Below are 16251 nucleotides of genomic sequence, written 5' to 3'. Positions count from 1 at the left end.
GCATGACACCGTTAAAACATAAAAATCGTATTAGCAGTGTCAGGCAGACCGGAGTCGAAGTCTTTTTATATAAAAACAAAAACCTATGAAGATTCCACGGAAATATTTTCTTGAAACAAAATATTTGTTTTATTCAACATTAGCCATCATAGCAGTTGTGATCCTAAGTGTCTGGCTTGCAGGGAAAGGATCCCATCGTTCATTATTTCAGAATTCTGTCTTATCTACCTCTGTTTTGGCAGGAGTATTTTTCCTGTTTATAACCTTGGGATTATATTATGGTTTGAAATTAAAAGATAACGTTGGCAGTATTTTAAACAAAGAAAAAATAAAAAAGTTTTCGGATAAAAACCTTCCAAATGGCGGTTTTGATTTGATCCGCCGGATATTGGTGAAGGAATAGGAGCTGCGATACTTTCTATTATTTTATGGATTATATTTTCCGTAGTGCTTGTATTTCTTTTATCTTTTCTTGGGCTTTTCTTTTGGTCTGCAGTATTATTTCTTGCAGCTATGCTGTATTGGATCTTTTTCCGTGCGTTACGGCTTGTATTTAAAAACTCTGGAAAGTGTAAAGGAAATGTATTGAAAAGTCTTGGATTAGGCTTTTTCTACTCTCTCCTGTATGTATCCTGGATCTATGGAATTATATTTATATTCAACTATATAAATTAAACAAAGAACAAGAGAGGTTATAGGTATTCTATAGCTATAAGAAGATATTGCTGACGCAGAAGACTTCTTGCAATTTTATAAAAAAATTAAATAAACATTAAAAATTAAACAAACATTTTGCACTTACTTTAGATAGGGATTACCTTTGGGGCTTTTATAAAGCTAAGAATTAAATAAGGTTGAAAAAAACTACGATGAAAAAATTACGATTTCTGCTATTGCCAGTATCTATATTGGTGTGCTCGCAAGAGGTGGATACATTAAAGGTAACAGAATTACCAATGGAGCCTGAATTACCAAAGGTTCAAACTTATACTTTAAAAGACGGTACCGTAAGAACTTATCCTAAACCTAAACTTTTGGATTTTGTGACCAAACTACCAAGAAACTTTATTAATACCAATAAAGATTTTGTAGCACAGGATCATGCTTATTATCTGGGAGGGGCAGTTGCCGCAACATTGATTCTTTTACCCTTTGACCAGAAATTAATTGACAATTCAAGGGAGCTTGGGGAAAGATGGGGTATGGATAAGGATAATAACTATACCAAACTTGGCGGCGTCTTTAAAATACCAAAGGACATAGGATCTACCTTGTATCTGATAGGAAACGGCTCTACGCTTGTCTTTCTTGGAATAGGTTTCGGAGCTTATGGTTTGATCAAAAATGATTACAGAGCGCAGGCTACCGCCAGTGGATTAATGGAAAGTTTAATCCTTTCCGGAGTTTTCACCCAAACCCTTAAAAGAATTACCGGAAGAGAAAGCCCGTTTATTGCAGAAGAAAATGGCAATAAAGGAGGTGCCTGGAATCCGTTTCCAAGTTTTTCAGCATTTGGCAAGAATACCTCTAATTATGATGCAATGCCCTCAGGACATTTAACCACCTTTATGGCTGGTATTACTGTAATTGCAGATAATTATCCGGATGCAAGATGGATAAAGCCGGTAGGATATACCCTGGCAGGAGCTTTATGCTTTCAGATGATGCAGAGTAAAGTTCACTGGGCTTCAGATTATCCTTTAGCTTTATTAATGGGATATTTTATAGGAAAAACAATATCAAAAAGCAGATATACCAGTTCAGAGGGTACTGTAGGAACTACAAAATATAAACTCAACTTTATAGCATCCCGCCAATGGGAATATAATATGGCAGGGGTGAAACTTTCTTTTTAAATATGACTTTTTACGGAACAAAGTGAAATAGTTTTACTACTTTTGATCAGAATATACACGGTTATTCCTTCTTATCTTTTGAAAAGAAGGATGGCAGTGTTCAAAAAAGACCTATCTTAATATTTGAATTAATGAAAATAATCGCTGTTATCCCTGCACGTTATGAAGCAAGCCGCTTTCCGGGGAAACTGATGCAGATTCTGGGAGAAAAAACCGTTATCACTACAACTTACCAGAATGTAGTGGAAACAGGGCTGTTTGATGAAGTATTTGTGGCTACAGATTCTGAAATTATTTTAGATGAAATTATAAAACACGGAGGAAAAGCTGTCATGACAGGACAGCATGAAACAGGAAGCGACCGTATTGCCGAAGCCGTTCAGAACATTGAATGTGACATTGTAATCAATGTTCAGGGAGATGAACCTTTTCTCAAACTGGAGCCTTTAAAACAACTGATCGAAGTATTTAAAAATGACGAGAAACAGGAGATTTCGTTGGCTTCCTTAAAAATACAGTTGTTTGAAAAAGAAGAAGTTGAAAATCCGAATAATGTAAAAGTCATTACGGATAACAATGGCTTTGCCTTATATTTTAGCCGTTCTGTAATTCCTTTTCACAGAGAAGTTTCTTATGATATAAGTTATTTTAAACATATTGGGGTGTACGCTTTCAGAAAAGAAGCATTACTGCAGTTTTCCAAATTGGAAATGAAACCTCTGGAGATATCCGAAAAAATAGAATGTATCCGCTATCTTGAATATGGTATGAAAATCAAGATGATAGAAACCAATTTCATAGGAGTAGGTATTGATACCCCCGAAGATTTAGAAAAAGCAAGAAAGCTGATTTAAAAATAAGAACAGTACATTCATTTATTGGCAAATTTGCCTTTACAATGCATTAGCATTTCTTACCTTTTTGCAATTTCGCTCAAATCCTCCTATATTTGGAATTATAAATAAAATTAATGAAGAAGTTACTCTTAGTATTTGGACTGATATTTTCACATTTAACATTTGCACAGACGGCAAAGGAAATTATAGATAAAAATATTGAATTGTCCGGAGGGCTTACCAATTGGAAACTTTTAAACTCGGTACTGCTTCAGGGAAAGGTGGTACTGGGAATCAAAGATGAATATCCAATAAAAATATATCAGCAGCGTCCTAATCTTACAAAAACATTGATTACAACCAATGGAAAGGAAACAGCTATTGAAGGCTTTGACGGAACAAAAGGCTATGCGATGAATTATGCAGCCAATAAACTGCAGGAATACCCTGAGTATATTCCTGAAAGTTTTGATAACGACTTCATTGATTGGGAAAATAAAGGATTTGAGGCTAAATATCTTGGAAAAGAAAAAGTAGGAGAGATCTACTGTCATAAAGTAGAACTTACCAAGAATGTTAATAAGAATATGTACTATTTTGATACACAGACTTATATGCTTTTAAAAGAAGTGAAAAAAGATGAAACACTCGTATATTTTGATTATAAAAAAGTAGGAAATTTTAGTATGCCTTTCAGAATAGAATCGTCAAATTCTAAGAAAGATGGAGACTATGTTATGATACTAAACAGAATTGATATCAACAAAGTGTTTCCTGCCAATATTTTTAAGTTTTAATTCACCTGCAGCCAACTGCGTAAAAATTGATAAGAAATGAAAAATATTTTTCTAATGCTGCTTTCTTTTATAGCATTTCTGCAAAGCTGCACCAATCAAAAAAGTGAAATTTCTAAAGCTAAAACCAACGAACTTATGGGAAAAACAATATATGACTTTACAGTTGAAAGTCTTGACGGTAAGGAGATCAATTTCGCAGATTTCAAAGGAAAAAAGATACTGATTGTAAATACTGCTTCAAAATGTGGATTTACCCCTCAGTATGAAGAGCTTGAAAAGCTATATGAAGAGTATAAAGATAAATTGGTAGTCATTGGTTTTCCTGCCAATAATTTTGGAGGCCAGGAGCCGGGAACCAATACTGAGATCGGAGCCTTCTGTCAGAAAAATTATGGAGTAACATTCCCGATGGCAGCAAAAGTTTCTGTAAAAGGAGATGATACGGCACCTATCTTTAAATATTTAACAGAGCAGGAGCTAAACGGAGTGAAAAATACAACCATTCTCTGGAACTTTACCAAATTCTTAGTGGATGAAAACGGGAAGCTTATTGATACTTTTGTGAGTACTACAAAGCCAACGGACCATGCCATCACGAAGTATTTGAAGTAAAAATATAAGAATAAGCCCCGAGCTTAGCATATTTCGACTCCGCTCAGCATCGATTTTGATATCCGGTATCGGATATGTCATGCTAAGCGGAGTCGAGGCATTTATAGTCATGTATAATGGGCAGGGAATGATCCAAAACAGTCTATATCTTTAGCTATCAATTACTTTTTCTGCAAAACAGAATATATTTCCAAGTTTGATACTGGAGTAACCATTGCTTTTTATTTTGGAAGAATTGATCATCGCTTTTGCGAGAACATCCGTCGGCAGAGGTTTTTGACTCTCCAGTAAGCCCAACTTATTGGCAAACTTTATAATCCGGCTGCCAAGCACTTCACCTGTTCTCTCAGAATTTTTACGCTCCAGCATTCCCGGGTTAAAAATAGTTATTTTATTGAAATGCAACTGTTTTACAGCTTCTTCCAGTTCTCCTTTCATTTTAGAATAGAAGATTTTGGACTCAGGATTCGCTCCATAAGCCGAAACTAAAATATAATCTTCCACATCATTTTCCTTAGCAGCTTTGGCAAATTCATACTGATAATCAAAATCAACCTTCTTCTGAGCCTCCTTACTTCCGGCATCCTTTAAAGTAGTTCCCAGACATGAAAATGCAACATCTCCTTTTACCTTTTCTTTCCATTCCTCAGGTTTTTCAAAGTTGACAATATGCACTTTAAGCCTTTCATGTTCAATATTAACGGGTTTTCTTACAAAAATATGAACTTCCTCAAAGTCTTTATCATTGAGCAACTGATTAACCAGATCTTTTCCTGTAGCACCTGTGGCACCGATTACTAAAGCCTTCATAAGAATGTAATTTTATGTAATGATGTTTTCTTTCTTAAATTTACTAAATTTGAACTAAAGATTAAAAGATTTTTTCAAAGATCAGTTTTATATTTTTAATTTGTAATTCTCAATTTTTAATTAACCCCATGGATGCCAACGAAATTTTAGACTATTGTCTTGCCAAAAAAGCAGTTACAGAAAGCTTTCCTTTTGATAACGAAACCCTCGTTCTGAAAGTAGATACTAAAATGTTTCTGCTGATGGGCCTTGAAAAACAGCCCTTGTCCATTAATGTAAAAACAGATCCGGAATGGAGTGCCGAACTCCGTGAGCAATACCCTCAGATCACAGGAGCCTATCATATGAATAAAACACACTGGAATTCTGTGATGACAGACGGTTTGAAGAGAGATTTAATCTTTAAACTTATTGACCATTCATACGACCTTGTTTTTAAATCATTGACGAAAAAGGCCCAGAATGCTGTAAACGAGTCTTTGTAAAATAAAAGCATTCATGATTAGGTACGGAATTTGTTATCTATTAGTCGTGAAATATTAAATTTTATAGTAATAAAAAAAGAACAAATGAGAAACCACTTATTATTATTTATGGCTGCAGGTACACTGATGTTATCAAGCTGTAATAAACCGGAGGCTAAAACAAGTACTCCTGTTGCTGTTGACAATTCAAACAGCCCCACTGATAATATTAAAATAGAATTTTCAGGGATGGGTGACTTTATCATCAAAAATCCAAAACTTAAAGTAAGTTTATATGGAGTGGATGAAACTTTGGCTGATGCACCGGCTACATTAATCACTGAAAAAGATTATGAGCAGAAATCGGTACCATTTGTTATAGACTTGCCAGTACCTAAAGATGCTGAAAGTAAGATTACGCCCAAACCTAAAGGGCCCGTGAAGTATTATGTGACAGTAAGCTGGGATTCTGACGGCAATGGAAAAGCTGGTGAAAAAGGAGATATATTTATTGATTACGATAAGAAATTTCCTAATGTGAAAGTAAATAATGAGACCCAGCAGGTCTATTTAAAAATATTGAAATAAATAATATAAGGCTGCTTCCTATCAGGGGGCAGCCTTTATTTTTAGCTGTAAATACCCAAAATTCTATGAGTATCTGTAGCCAAAATAAAAGGATTAGATGCAATAAAAGACTGTACATACTAGTACAGCCCCTTGTTTTATAATCGGATTTCAAAAATATATACGTTTTTCATGAGGAGCTCATGATAAATTTTATGAACTCAAAATTATCACACTTTGAAATCATAGTTTTTTGTAATTTCCTTATCCAGATCCAGTCTTTCAATCAGTTTTTCCAGACCCTCAAATTTTATCTCATCGTGAAGAAAATCCCTGAAAGTTACCGTAATTTTTTCATCATAAATATCATCATTAAAATCGAGAATATAGACTTCAACAGTCAGTTTTTCTCCATTTACAGTAGGGTTGGTTCCAATACTCAGCATTCCTTTATACTGCTGGCCTTTTACCACTACTTCTACAATATAGGCTCCCTTTTTTGGTAGAAGCTTAATAGATTCGGTCTCAATATTAGCCGTTGGATATCCAATGGTTCTTCCAATTTTCTTTCCGTGAACTACAGTCCCTGAAACAGAGTAGGAGTAGCCAAGCATCTCATTGGCTTCTTTAATATTCCCGGTCAAAAGGGCATTACGAACTTTGGTAGAACTGATATTATTTTCGTGAATATTAATCGCTTCCATTTGGTCTACTTCAAAATCAAGTTCTTTTGATAATTTTTGAAGCAGTTCAAAATTTCCGGTTTTATTTTTTCCGAAAGAATGGTCATATCCTATAATAAGGTATTTTACATTAAGCTGGTCAACTAAAATCTGACGAACAAATTCTTCTCCTGTTAAGTTCCTGAATTCTTCATCAAACTCTTTAAGGAACAGATTATCAATCCCATATTTTTCAACCAGCTCTTTTTTCTCCTCTAAAGTATTTAAAAGCTTTAAATCTTCATTAGGATTAAATACAAATCTTGGATGGGGCCAAAAAGTTAATATTGCAGTTTCCAGATTATTCTCTGTGCCTACATTTATCAATTCATCAATAATACTTTTATGCCCTAGATGTACCCCGTCAAACATCCCTAAAGACAATGCTAGAGGTTTCTGAGAGGAATAATCTGTGAAATTCTTGAAAACTTTCAAAACGGAAAAATTTTGATTGCAAATATAAAGCCTTTATTTTGAATGTAGCGGAGGAATTTTAAAATTTGAAAATGAAATGTTTTGAAACGAAAGGGTATATTGTATATTAATATATAAAGGTGAATCTGGTGATTTGAAAATTTGTTTTTAAAAATTGCCGTAGATATTGAATTTTACATATTATTTATCACAATATGCTTTCTCTGAAAAAGCATGATAAAAATCTTTTTTTTACCAATTGCGGGTTTATGAAGAATCACTATATTTGCACCAAGAAAAAATTTAGCAATGGCAAACCAAATTAAAGGTAAAATTTCTCAAATTATTGGTCCGGTAATCGACGTTGTCTTCACAGGTGTGGAAGCAATTCCTTCAATCTATGACGCGTTAGAAATTACAAAAGAAAACGGTGAAAAAGTAGTTTTAGAGGTAGAACAACATATTGGCGAAGATACAGTAAGATGTATCGCAATGGACGCTACTGATGGTCTTAAGAGAGGTCAAGATGTAATTGGATACGGAAATCCTATTACTATGCCAATCGGTGAGGCCGTAAACGGAAGACTATTCAACGTTGTTGGTGATGCTATCGACGGACTTCAAAATATATCTAAGGAAGGTGGTCTTCCAATTCACAGACCAGCTCCAAAATTTGATCAACTTTCAACTTCTGCGGAAGTTTTATTTACAGGTATTAAAGTAATCGACTTAGTTGAGCCTTACGCAAAAGGGGGTAAGATCGGTTTGTTCGGTGGTGCTGGTGTAGGTAAAACAGTATTGATCCAGGAGTTGATTAACAATATTGCAAAAGGACACGGAGGTCTTTCTGTTTTCGCCGGAGTAGGTGAAAGAACGAGAGAAGGAAATGACCTTTTAAGAGAGATGTTGGAATCAGGTATTATCAAGTATGGTGATGATTTCATGCATTCTATGGAAAATGGAGGTTGGGATCTTTCTAAAGTAGACTTAGAGGCTATGAAAGAATCCAAAGCAGCATTCGTTTTCGGACAGATGAACGAGCCGCCAGGTGCAAGAGCTAGAGTAGCACTTTCTGGTCTTACATTAGCTGAGTACTATAGAGATGGTGGAGAAAGCGGACAAGGTAGAGACGTACTTTTCTTCGTAGACAACATCTTCCGTTTTACACAGGCTGGTTCTGAGGTATCTGCACTTCTTGGTCGTATGCCATCAGCGGTAGGTTACCAACCAACTCTTGCTTCTGAAATGGGTGCAATGCAGGAAAGAATTACTTCAACTAAAAATGGTTCAATTACTTCAGTACAAGCGGTATACGTACCTGCGGATGACTTAACTGACCCGGCTCCTGCAACTACGTTTGCTCACTTGGATGCAACAACGGTACTTGACAGAAAGATTGCTTCATTAGGTATTTACCCAGCGGTAGATCCATTGGCTTCTACTTCAAGAATTCTTTCTCCGGAAGTTATTGGTCATGAACATTATAACTGTGCTCAAAGAGTAAAAGAAATTCTTCAAAGATATAAAGCGCTTCAGGATATCATCGCAATCCTTGGTATGGAAGAACTTTCTGAAGAAGATAAATCAGTTGTTTACCGTGCAAGAAAAGTTCAGAGATTCTTATCTCAGCCTTTCCACGTAGCAGAACAGTTTACAGGTATTCCAGGATCATTAGTTGATATCAAAGATACAATCAAAGGATTCAACATGATTATGGATGGTGAATTAGATCACTTACCAGAAGCTGCTTTCAACTTGAAAGGAACTATCGAAGAAGCTATCGAAGCAGGACAAAAAATGTTAGCTGAAAACGCTTAATAAATTAGACATAAAGATAGCAGATACCAGACATGAGACTTTAAGGTTGTCTGAAATCTGAAATCTGAAATCTTCAAATCTAAATTAAAATGAATATAAAAATTTTAACACCAGAATACGTAGTTTTTGAAGGAGAAGTAAACTCAGTATTATTGCCTGGGAAAAATGGTGAATTTCACATCATGAAAAACCACGCAGGAATCGTTTCTTCTTTAGTAGGTGGTAAAGTAAAGCTTTTCGCTAACTCAATTGATGATGCTTTTGCTAAAAACTTTACTGCAGAAGGTGGGAAAGACTCTGTTTTTTCTTACTCTATCAAAAGCGGTGTTGTAGAATTTAATCATAATAAAGGAATTATCCTTTGTGAATAATTAAATGAAAAGCTAAATATATTTTCAAGAAAGTGTAACTTTGTGTTACACTTTTTTATTTTATGTAAAAGTCTGATTCTATGAAGAAAAGTATAATCATATTCTTTACAGTGCTGGGAGTTTTTCTCCATGCCCAGAATATTAAGACCAGAAGAGGAATTATTAATGTAGACGGAATTCCCGTAGCCAAACTCTCTAATAAATCCAGCGAATATACGTTTATGGATTTAAAGGAAACCCCGCTCTATACAATAAAATTCATTGATAGAAGTATTGTAGATTCAGTGAGAGACAGCTATATTAGTATCAATAGAGTTTATAATAGAGACAAGACTATAGAACTGGATTACTCATCACCTTCTGCATTTTCCGGAGAAGAGAAATCAGCGGTTTTTACTTCCGTGAAAGACCTTAAAATAATTGATAATAAAGGAATCAATGTAAAAAACCTTGATGAAATTTTCTCAAATGTTCCAAAAAGGAAACTTGACAACAAGACCAAAGAAGCTTATGCTATCAGAAAGAAGATTGATAAAATGAATATTGAAGTCAATAAGGTTGGTGAGATTCTGAGTAATGGTGTTCCGGTAGGTTACTTTACCAATTTACCTGTAAGTTTTGGTTCAGATGATACAATCATGGACAAAACTTTTATAGATATTGAAATTTATGATGCTAAAAGTAAATTAATCGGAAGATATATTACCACTACAAAACAGCTGAAAACAGCAGGAGGAAAAAGCTTTACACTTTACAGAGAGATGTCAGGAAGAGCATCCATTCTAAAATATCCTACTTATAAAGCTATTGCAGAGCGTATGGCTATTATGGATCCTAATTTTATTAAAATTCAGGAAAAAGTATCGGTAGGACCTGTTTCAAAGGATACTCCTAATTAATAGAATATCTTCAATAAGAAACAAAAGTCTTAATCTTCTGTATTTCTTCGGGATGATAAAGAGTATGTTTATTTGCTATTTTAGAAGCTTATGTAAAATTGTGTTTAACCAAAATTGATCACAATAGAAATTATGTTCTATATTTTTCGGAAATGGCAAGTGGGAATTTTCTTAATTGATAAAAGTTCGGTAATTTTCAAAAATCTGTTTTTTTTCTAAAAAACAGCCAAATTCATGAAATTTTAAAAATTCCTGAGAAAAAAACGAAAAATTTTACAAACTCAAAATTACGCCATTTTCCTTCAATTGCTGCATAGGTTTTGAAAACCAGAACAGCTCAAAATCTTCAAAATTTTCTTCAAATTTATTCTTAAGTTGCTGAACTGTAGGCTTCTTATGATTCTCTATAGAGTTTTCATCTAATATGCCCATCAGCCATGTTGCTTTGTCTTCTTCCAGTTCAACCTTTACAATATTGGTTTTTAAGTGGAATGTAAGAACGGTGTACGTACCAGAATGTTTCTTTTTATTTTTTATGCGATTCTCAGCGATTACGTTTTTGGTCAAAAAGATCACTTTTGAATTTCCTTTGAAATTAAACTGAGCATCTTCCAATAGACAATCATGAATATAGTCGGGATGAATAGTTGTTCTTGGAATTTTAAAATCAAACCATTCCTGAAGAGACATTTCAAAATTAACTCCATGCATATAATTGAAAAGAGATTTTTTTAATCCTATGCTGAATTTATTATGATCGATTCCGGTTTTATCTTTGAAGTCTATGTCGTTGTTCGCAAACTGTATTTCCTGTTTCACGGGAATTACTCCAAAGTCTTCAGGGCTTATACCAACCGGGGAATGTGCAGTCATGGCAAACTGGTGCCAGAATCCACTTTGAAGAATTCCCATCTCAAACATCTGGCGAATCATTTCCATAGAGTCTACTGTTTCCTGAACGGTTTGGGTAGGGTAGCCATACATAAGGTAAGCATGAACCATAATTCCTGCTTCTGTAAAATTTCTTGTAACATTGGCAACCTGTTCTACAGATACTCCTTTATCTATTAATTTTAACAATCGGTCGCTGGCAACTTCAAGTCCTCCGGAAACGGCAACACATCCGGAAAGTTTCAGGAGATAACAAAGATCTCGTGTAAAGCTTTTTTCAAAACGAATATTGGTCCACCAGGTAACAACCAGATTTCTTCGGAGAATTTCCAGTGCAACTTCTCTCATCAATGCAGGAGGTGCTGCTTCATCTACAAAATGGAATCCGGTTTCTCCTGTTGTTTTGATCAATTCTTCAATTCGGTCTACAAGAATTTTTGCAGAGATAGGCTCATATATTTTAATATAATCTAAAGAAATATCACAGAAAGTACATTTACCCCAGTAGCACCCATGAGCCATAGTAAGCTTATTCCACCTTCCGTCACTCCATAAACTGTGCATTGGATTGGCAATTTCAATAACAGAAATATACTGATCCAGTTTCAGATCTGTATAATCCGGAGTTCCTACATCAACTTGTTTATAGTCGTGTTTTTTGGAATTGTTTTTATAAACTACTTCCTGATTTTCGATTAAGAATGTCCTTTTAAATTCAGCTTCTTCTGTTGAAATTTCTAAACTTTGGCAGAGAAGATCAAGCGGAAGTTCTCCATCGTCTAAGGTAATAAAGTCGAAAAATTCAAATACTCTTTTATCTTTAACCTCTCTTAGTTCTGTATTGGGAAAGCCTCCTCCCATTGCAATTTTAATGTGGGGATAATGCTTTTTTATAAACTGGGCGCATTTGAAACTGGAATACAGATTTCCGGGAAACGGAACTGAAAAACAAACCAATTTAGGCTGCACCAATTCTATTTTTTCACCTAGAATTTTTAATGTAAATGCATCTATAAATGTTTGCTCACCAGATAGTTTGGAGTACAATTCGTCAAAAGAATTTGCACTTTTCCCCAGTCGCTCTGCATACCTGCTGAAACCGAAATCAGCATCAATATTTTCAACAATATAATCTGAGATATCTTCTAAATAAAGGGTTGACAGATGTTTTGCTTTATCCTGTAAACCCATATTTCCGAAAGCAAATTCCATATCATCCAATTGATTGAAACGGGAGGCTTCAGGGAGAAAATTCATACTGCAGATCTGTCGGGCCAATGTTGGGCTTTTTCCTTGTAAGAAAGGAATTACCTGATCGATGGTTTTTAAATATTCATCTCGTAATGCATAAATCCTCTGAGAATTTTCAGAAATATTCTGAAGATCAATTTCTTTATTGAAAACCTTTTGTAATCCTCCTTTTGAAAATAACTCTAAAATGACATCTATTCCCAAATCAATCTGATAGCTGGAAATATCTTTGGTGTTCAAAAAACCTTTGATATACGCTGTTGCAGGATAAGGAGTATTGAGCTGGGTAAAAGGCGGAGTAATAAGAAGCAGGTCTTTCAACAGAAATTTTTTGCAAAGTTATTCTAAAGTTTTTTTAGAAAAAAATTTTTTGCCCTGATTATAAACAGGGAGAAAAATTCGTTAAGAATAGCAGGATCATTTACCAGCCTGTCTTTTACAATACTCATATCGATCAAATAGCAGTTTTAATGGACAGGGCTTACTTTTTTCCGGTCTCCGATAACGTTAAGACTTACTCCCAAAAGAATGAAGGAAATCCCGATCAAAAGATTATAAGTAAACTTTTCATGGAACATGAGTACACTGATAAATACAGCAACAACTGGTTCTAAAGCTCCTAAAATTGCTACCGGTGTAGAGCCGATATTTTTAATAGCAAATACCAGGCACAAGCTGGAAATTACCGTTGTAAGAAAAGCAAATGTTGTAAGACTAAAAAAAAGAGATAGGGAAGGAATAGCAAAAGATTCTCTCGTCATTCCGGCTTTTGTCATGAAAAATAAAGAGGTAAAGAGCATCGAATAAAAAGATAGCTTAAATCCGGAAACCTTAATATTGGACTTGCTTACAATCACCATATAAAGTGCATAAAAAAGCGAACTGAGCATTACAATTCCCAATCCTGCAAAATTAATCTCGAAGCCATTGCCTTTTAAACATAAAATAATAACTCCCACAAAAGCAAGAAGAAGAGAAGCAACGGATAGTTTCGTAAGTTTCTCTTTAAAAAAGAAAAACATAATCAATGCTACAATGACGGGATAAATAAATAAAACAGTAGAAGCAATTCCTGCAGAGAGAAAATCATATCCTAAAAACAAAAACTCCGAAGAGAAAGCATAGCAGATTCCAAGAACAGCTAATATGAACGCTTCTTTTTTACTGATCTTAAAACTTTCTCCGGAATACAGAAGATAACCGCCAACCATTAAGGCAGAAATGAAAAACCTGTAAAACAGAGTTATATCCATAGAAAAATGAGCCTGCTTGACAGGCAGAATAAAAATTGGAATCAGCCCATAGGAAACGGCAGACAGAATCCCAAGCAGGTAACCTCTAAGTTTCACTTGTTTTTTTATAATTTTAATGTGTTTATAAACAAAAAAACCACTGAGTCAATCAGTGGTTTTTTCTATTTTTAAGATTAAATCGGTTTAAAACTTAATCCCTGTTCCTGTAGTAACAGTTGTTCCTGTTCTTTATAGTAACCACTTACTAGTTTATCATGAATAGCTTCAAATGCGGCCAGAGTTTCATTAATCTCTGAATCTGTATGAGAAGCAGTAGGAATTAGTCTTAAGAGAATCATTCCTTTTGGAATGACCGGATAGACGACTACGGAAGTAAATATACCGTAGTTTTCTCTAAGATCTTTTACCAGCAGAGTAGCCTCCACCGGAGTTCCCTGCATCATTACAGGAGTTACACAGGTATTGGTATCTCCAATGTTGAAGCCTCTGTCTCTTAGTCCGTTTTGTAACTTATAAACATTTTCCCAAAGTTTAGCTTTGATTTCAGGTCTTGTTCTCAACAGCTCCAATCTTTTCAATCCTCCTATTACCATTGGCATTGTAAGAGATTTAGCAAAAATCTGAGATCTAAGGTTGAACTTCAGATATCTGATGATTTCTTTGTCACCTGCAAGGAACGCTCCGAAACCTGCCATAGATTTAGCAAAAGTTGAGAAATATACATCTATCTGATCCTGGCAGTCCTGCTCTTCACCAGCTCCGGCTCCTGTTTTACCAAGGGTTCCGAATCCATGGGCATCATCTACCAAAAGTCTGAAATTATATTTTGATTTAAGGTCGCAGATCTCTTTCAGTTTTCCCTGCTGACCTCTCATTCCGAAAACCCCTTCGGTAATGACAAGAATTCCTCCTCCTGTTTCTTCAGCCACTTTGGTAGCCCTCTGAAGGTTTTTCTCAAGACTTTCCATATCGTTGTGCTTGTAGGTAAATCTTTTACCTGAGTGAAGTCTTACTCCATCTACAATACAAGCATGAGAATCCATATCATAAACAATTACATCATTTCTACTTACCAAAGCATCAATGGTAGAAACCATCCCCTGGTAACCGAAATTCAATAAATATGCTGATTCTTTTTGTACAAAGTCTGCCAATTCTTTTTCTAACTGAAGGTGCTGCTCCGTTTCTCCAGACATTGCTCTTGCTCCCATCGGATAAAACATTCCGTATTCTGCAGCAGCATCAGCATCTGCCTGCTTTACTTCAGGATGATTACATAATCCTAAATAATCATTGGCACTCCAGAAAATTACCTCTCTACCTTGGAACTGCATCCTTGGACCGATAGGCCCTTCCAATCTTGGGAAAATAAAATAGCCTTCACCATAATCTGCAAATTGTCCAAGAGGTCCTGGATTTTCTTTTATTCTTTCAAAAATATCCAACATTTTATATCGTAATTTTAAGTAAAAAAGCCTTTTTTGTAGAACACGCAAAAGGCTTGATTTATATTGTGATTTATATATTCTTATTTGATAAACTCAGTCTTGAAGACTTCGTCATAATTGTGAACACAATTGTTGACAAACCCTTGTTCTGCCATCCATTTATCGCTGTACACTTTAGTGATGTATCTTGAACCATGATCAGGATAGATCAGGACAATCATATCGTTTGCCGTCAGCTCATGAGATTGTGCATACTGCATTAATCCCTGAGTAACCGCTCCGGTGGTATATCCTCCCATGATAGCTTCCTTCAAAGCAATCTCTCGGGTTCTGTAAGCTGCCATTTCATCATTTACCCTTACAAATTCATCTACCTTATCGAAAAGAAGGGCAGAAGGGATCAGGTTTTTCCCCATTCCTTCAATCTGATATGGATGTACATCTTCCTTGTGAATTTCTCCTGTTTCATGAAAGCTCTTCAAGATAGAGCCATCCGCATCCACTCCGATAATTTTAATATCCGGATTTTTTTCTTTCAAAAACTTTGCTGAACCGGATAACGTACCTCCAGTTCCGGTACAGGCAAAAAGGTGAGTGATCTTACCTTCTGTCTGTTCCCAGATTTCAGGACCTGTGGTCTGATAGTGGGCATCAATATTCAGCTCGTTAAAGTATTGATTGATGTAAATGGAATTAGGTGTTTCCCGGGCAATTCTTTTAGCTACTTCATAATATGATCTCGGATCATCTGCAGGTACATTGGCAGGACAGATATACACCGTAGCTCCCAATGCTTTCAGATAAGCGATTTTCTCAGGTTTGGTTTTATCACTTACTGCAAGAATACATTTATATCCTTTGATGATACATACCATCGCAATAGAAAACCCTGTATTTCCGGAAGTAGTTTCTACAACTACAGAATCTTCTTTTAAAAAACCTTTTATCTCTGCGTTCTCTATAATATGAAGTGCGATTCGGTCTTTGGTGGAATGTCCAGGATTATATGATTCTAACTTGGCATAAACGGTTGCTGGAATATCTTTTGTAACAGTATTTAGCTTCACCATAGGGGTGTTTCCTATCAGGCCAAGGATATTATCGTAAACATTACTCATTATTTGTTATTTTCAATAAAAATCTGACTGCAAAAATACAAAAAAATAAATAATTACTAAACTTTTGTTTGATTTCTAGGGCGTGTTCAGGTAAAAAAAAATTTTCGTATTTTCAGTTTTAACA

16 protein-coding genes are annotated in these 16251 nt (G+C 35.1%); 10 read left to right on the top strand and 6 right to left on the bottom strand.

Going from position 1 to position 16251, the window contains the following annotated elements; all coding sequences use genetic code 11:
* Nucleotides 1-85 precede the first annotated feature (85 nt).
* The 5 genes from AC27VX_RS04865 (at nucleotide 86) to AC27VX_RS04845 (ending at nucleotide 4101) form a co-directional block, all read left to right on the top strand.
* Nucleotides 86-403: a hypothetical protein gene (locus AC27VX_RS04865; protein ID WP_488694166.1), complete on the top strand. Its 318-nt coding sequence runs from the start codon at nucleotides 86-88 to the stop codon at nucleotides 401-403.
* A 466-nt stretch (nucleotides 404-869) separates the two neighbouring features.
* Nucleotides 870-1856 carry a phosphatase PAP2 family protein gene (locus AC27VX_RS04860; protein ID WP_236854480.1) on the top strand — a complete coding sequence of 329 codons (987 nt, stop codon included), beginning with the start codon at nucleotides 870-872 and terminating at the stop codon, nucleotides 1854-1856.
* Between the two features lie 131 nt (nucleotides 1857-1987).
* The gene (gene kdsB, locus AC27VX_RS04855) at nucleotides 1988-2710 is read left to right on the top strand and encodes a 3-deoxy-manno-octulosonate cytidylyltransferase (RefSeq protein WP_488694164.1); all 723 of its coding nucleotides are present in this window, start codon (nucleotides 1988-1990) and stop codon (nucleotides 2708-2710) included.
* Between the two features lie 116 nt (nucleotides 2711-2826).
* Nucleotides 2827-3489, top strand: coding sequence for a histidine kinase (locus AC27VX_RS04850; protein ID WP_300686793.1), 663 nt, complete (start codon nucleotides 2827-2829; stop codon nucleotides 3487-3489).
* A 36-nt stretch (nucleotides 3490-3525) separates the two neighbouring features.
* Nucleotides 3526-4101, top strand: coding sequence for a glutathione peroxidase (locus tag AC27VX_RS04845; protein ID WP_236854477.1), 576 nt, complete (start codon nucleotides 3526-3528; stop codon nucleotides 4099-4101).
* A gap of 150 nt (nucleotides 4102-4251) precedes the next feature.
* On the opposite strand, the gene AC27VX_RS04840 is transcribed toward AC27VX_RS04845, so the two are convergent.
* Nucleotides 4252-4911, bottom strand: a complete 660-nt coding sequence (locus AC27VX_RS04840) for an NAD(P)H-binding protein (RefSeq protein WP_488694162.1) — start codon at nucleotides 4909-4911, stop codon at nucleotides 4252-4254.
* Between the two features lie 128 nt (nucleotides 4912-5039).
* Between AC27VX_RS04840 and AC27VX_RS04835 the strand changes: the two genes are divergently transcribed.
* Both AC27VX_RS04835 and AC27VX_RS04830 read left to right on the top strand, forming a co-directional pair.
* Complete coding sequence (locus tag AC27VX_RS04835; RefSeq protein ID WP_488694160.1) at nucleotides 5040-5396, top strand: MmcQ/YjbR family DNA-binding protein; 357 nt, start codon at nucleotides 5040-5042, stop codon at nucleotides 5394-5396.
* A gap of 84 nt (nucleotides 5397-5480) precedes the next feature.
* Entirely contained in the window at nucleotides 5481-5963 is a 483-nt protein-coding gene (locus AC27VX_RS04830; protein WP_488694158.1) for a hypothetical protein, read from the top strand.
* Nucleotides 5964-6172: 209 nt separating this feature from the next.
* Here the strand turns inward: AC27VX_RS04830 and AC27VX_RS04825 are convergent, their stop codons facing one another.
* On the bottom strand, nucleotides 6173-7099 hold the full coding sequence (locus AC27VX_RS04825; RefSeq protein WP_236854473.1) for a bifunctional riboflavin kinase/FAD synthetase: 927 nt from the start codon (nucleotides 7097-7099) through the stop codon (nucleotides 6173-6175).
* Nucleotides 7100-7387: 288 nt separating this feature from the next.
* Here AC27VX_RS04825 and atpD point away from each other — a divergent pair, with 288 nt between their 5' ends.
* From atpD to AC27VX_RS04810, 3 genes are all read left to right on the top strand, one after another.
* Entirely contained in the window at nucleotides 7388-8896 is a 1509-nt protein-coding gene (atpD, locus tag AC27VX_RS04820) for a F0F1 ATP synthase subunit beta (protein WP_236854472.1), read from the top strand.
* Nucleotides 8897-8985: 89 nt separating this feature from the next.
* On the top strand, nucleotides 8986-9267 hold the full coding sequence (locus AC27VX_RS04815; RefSeq protein WP_236854471.1) for a FoF1 ATP synthase subunit delta/epsilon: 282 nt from the start codon (nucleotides 8986-8988) through the stop codon (nucleotides 9265-9267).
* A gap of 80 nt (nucleotides 9268-9347) precedes the next feature.
* A complete protein-coding gene (locus AC27VX_RS04810) occupies nucleotides 9348-10166 on the top strand; it encodes a hypothetical protein (protein ID WP_488694156.1) in 819 nt (272 codons plus the stop codon).
* 273 nt (nucleotides 10167-10439) lie between these two features.
* Here AC27VX_RS04810 and AC27VX_RS04805 read toward each other — a convergent pair whose 3' ends face one another.
* The 4 genes from AC27VX_RS04805 to AC27VX_RS04790 form a co-directional block, all read right to left on the bottom strand.
* Nucleotides 10440-12629 carry a B12-binding domain-containing radical SAM protein gene (locus AC27VX_RS04805; RefSeq protein WP_488694154.1) on the bottom strand — a complete coding sequence of 730 codons (2190 nt, stop codon included), beginning with the start codon at nucleotides 12627-12629 and terminating at the stop codon, nucleotides 10440-10442.
* Nucleotides 12630-12775: 146 nt separating this feature from the next.
* On the bottom strand, nucleotides 12776-13657 hold the full coding sequence (locus AC27VX_RS04800; RefSeq protein ID WP_236854468.1) for a DMT family transporter: 882 nt from the start codon (nucleotides 13655-13657) through the stop codon (nucleotides 12776-12778).
* A gap of 77 nt (nucleotides 13658-13734) precedes the next feature.
* A complete protein-coding gene (locus AC27VX_RS04795) occupies nucleotides 13735-15006 on the bottom strand; it encodes an aminotransferase class I/II-fold pyridoxal phosphate-dependent enzyme (protein WP_236859504.1) in 1272 nt (423 codons plus the stop codon).
* An 83-nt stretch (nucleotides 15007-15089) separates the two neighbouring features.
* Entirely contained in the window at nucleotides 15090-16127 is a 1038-nt protein-coding gene (locus AC27VX_RS04790; RefSeq protein WP_300687377.1) for a PLP-dependent cysteine synthase family protein, read from the bottom strand.
* Between the last annotated feature and the right edge of the window lie 124 nt (nucleotides 16128-16251).

It is taken from the genome of Chryseobacterium sp. 14P4.3.2, assembly GCF_057799275.1.
This window is presented reverse-complemented; position numbering and strand designations above follow the sequence as displayed.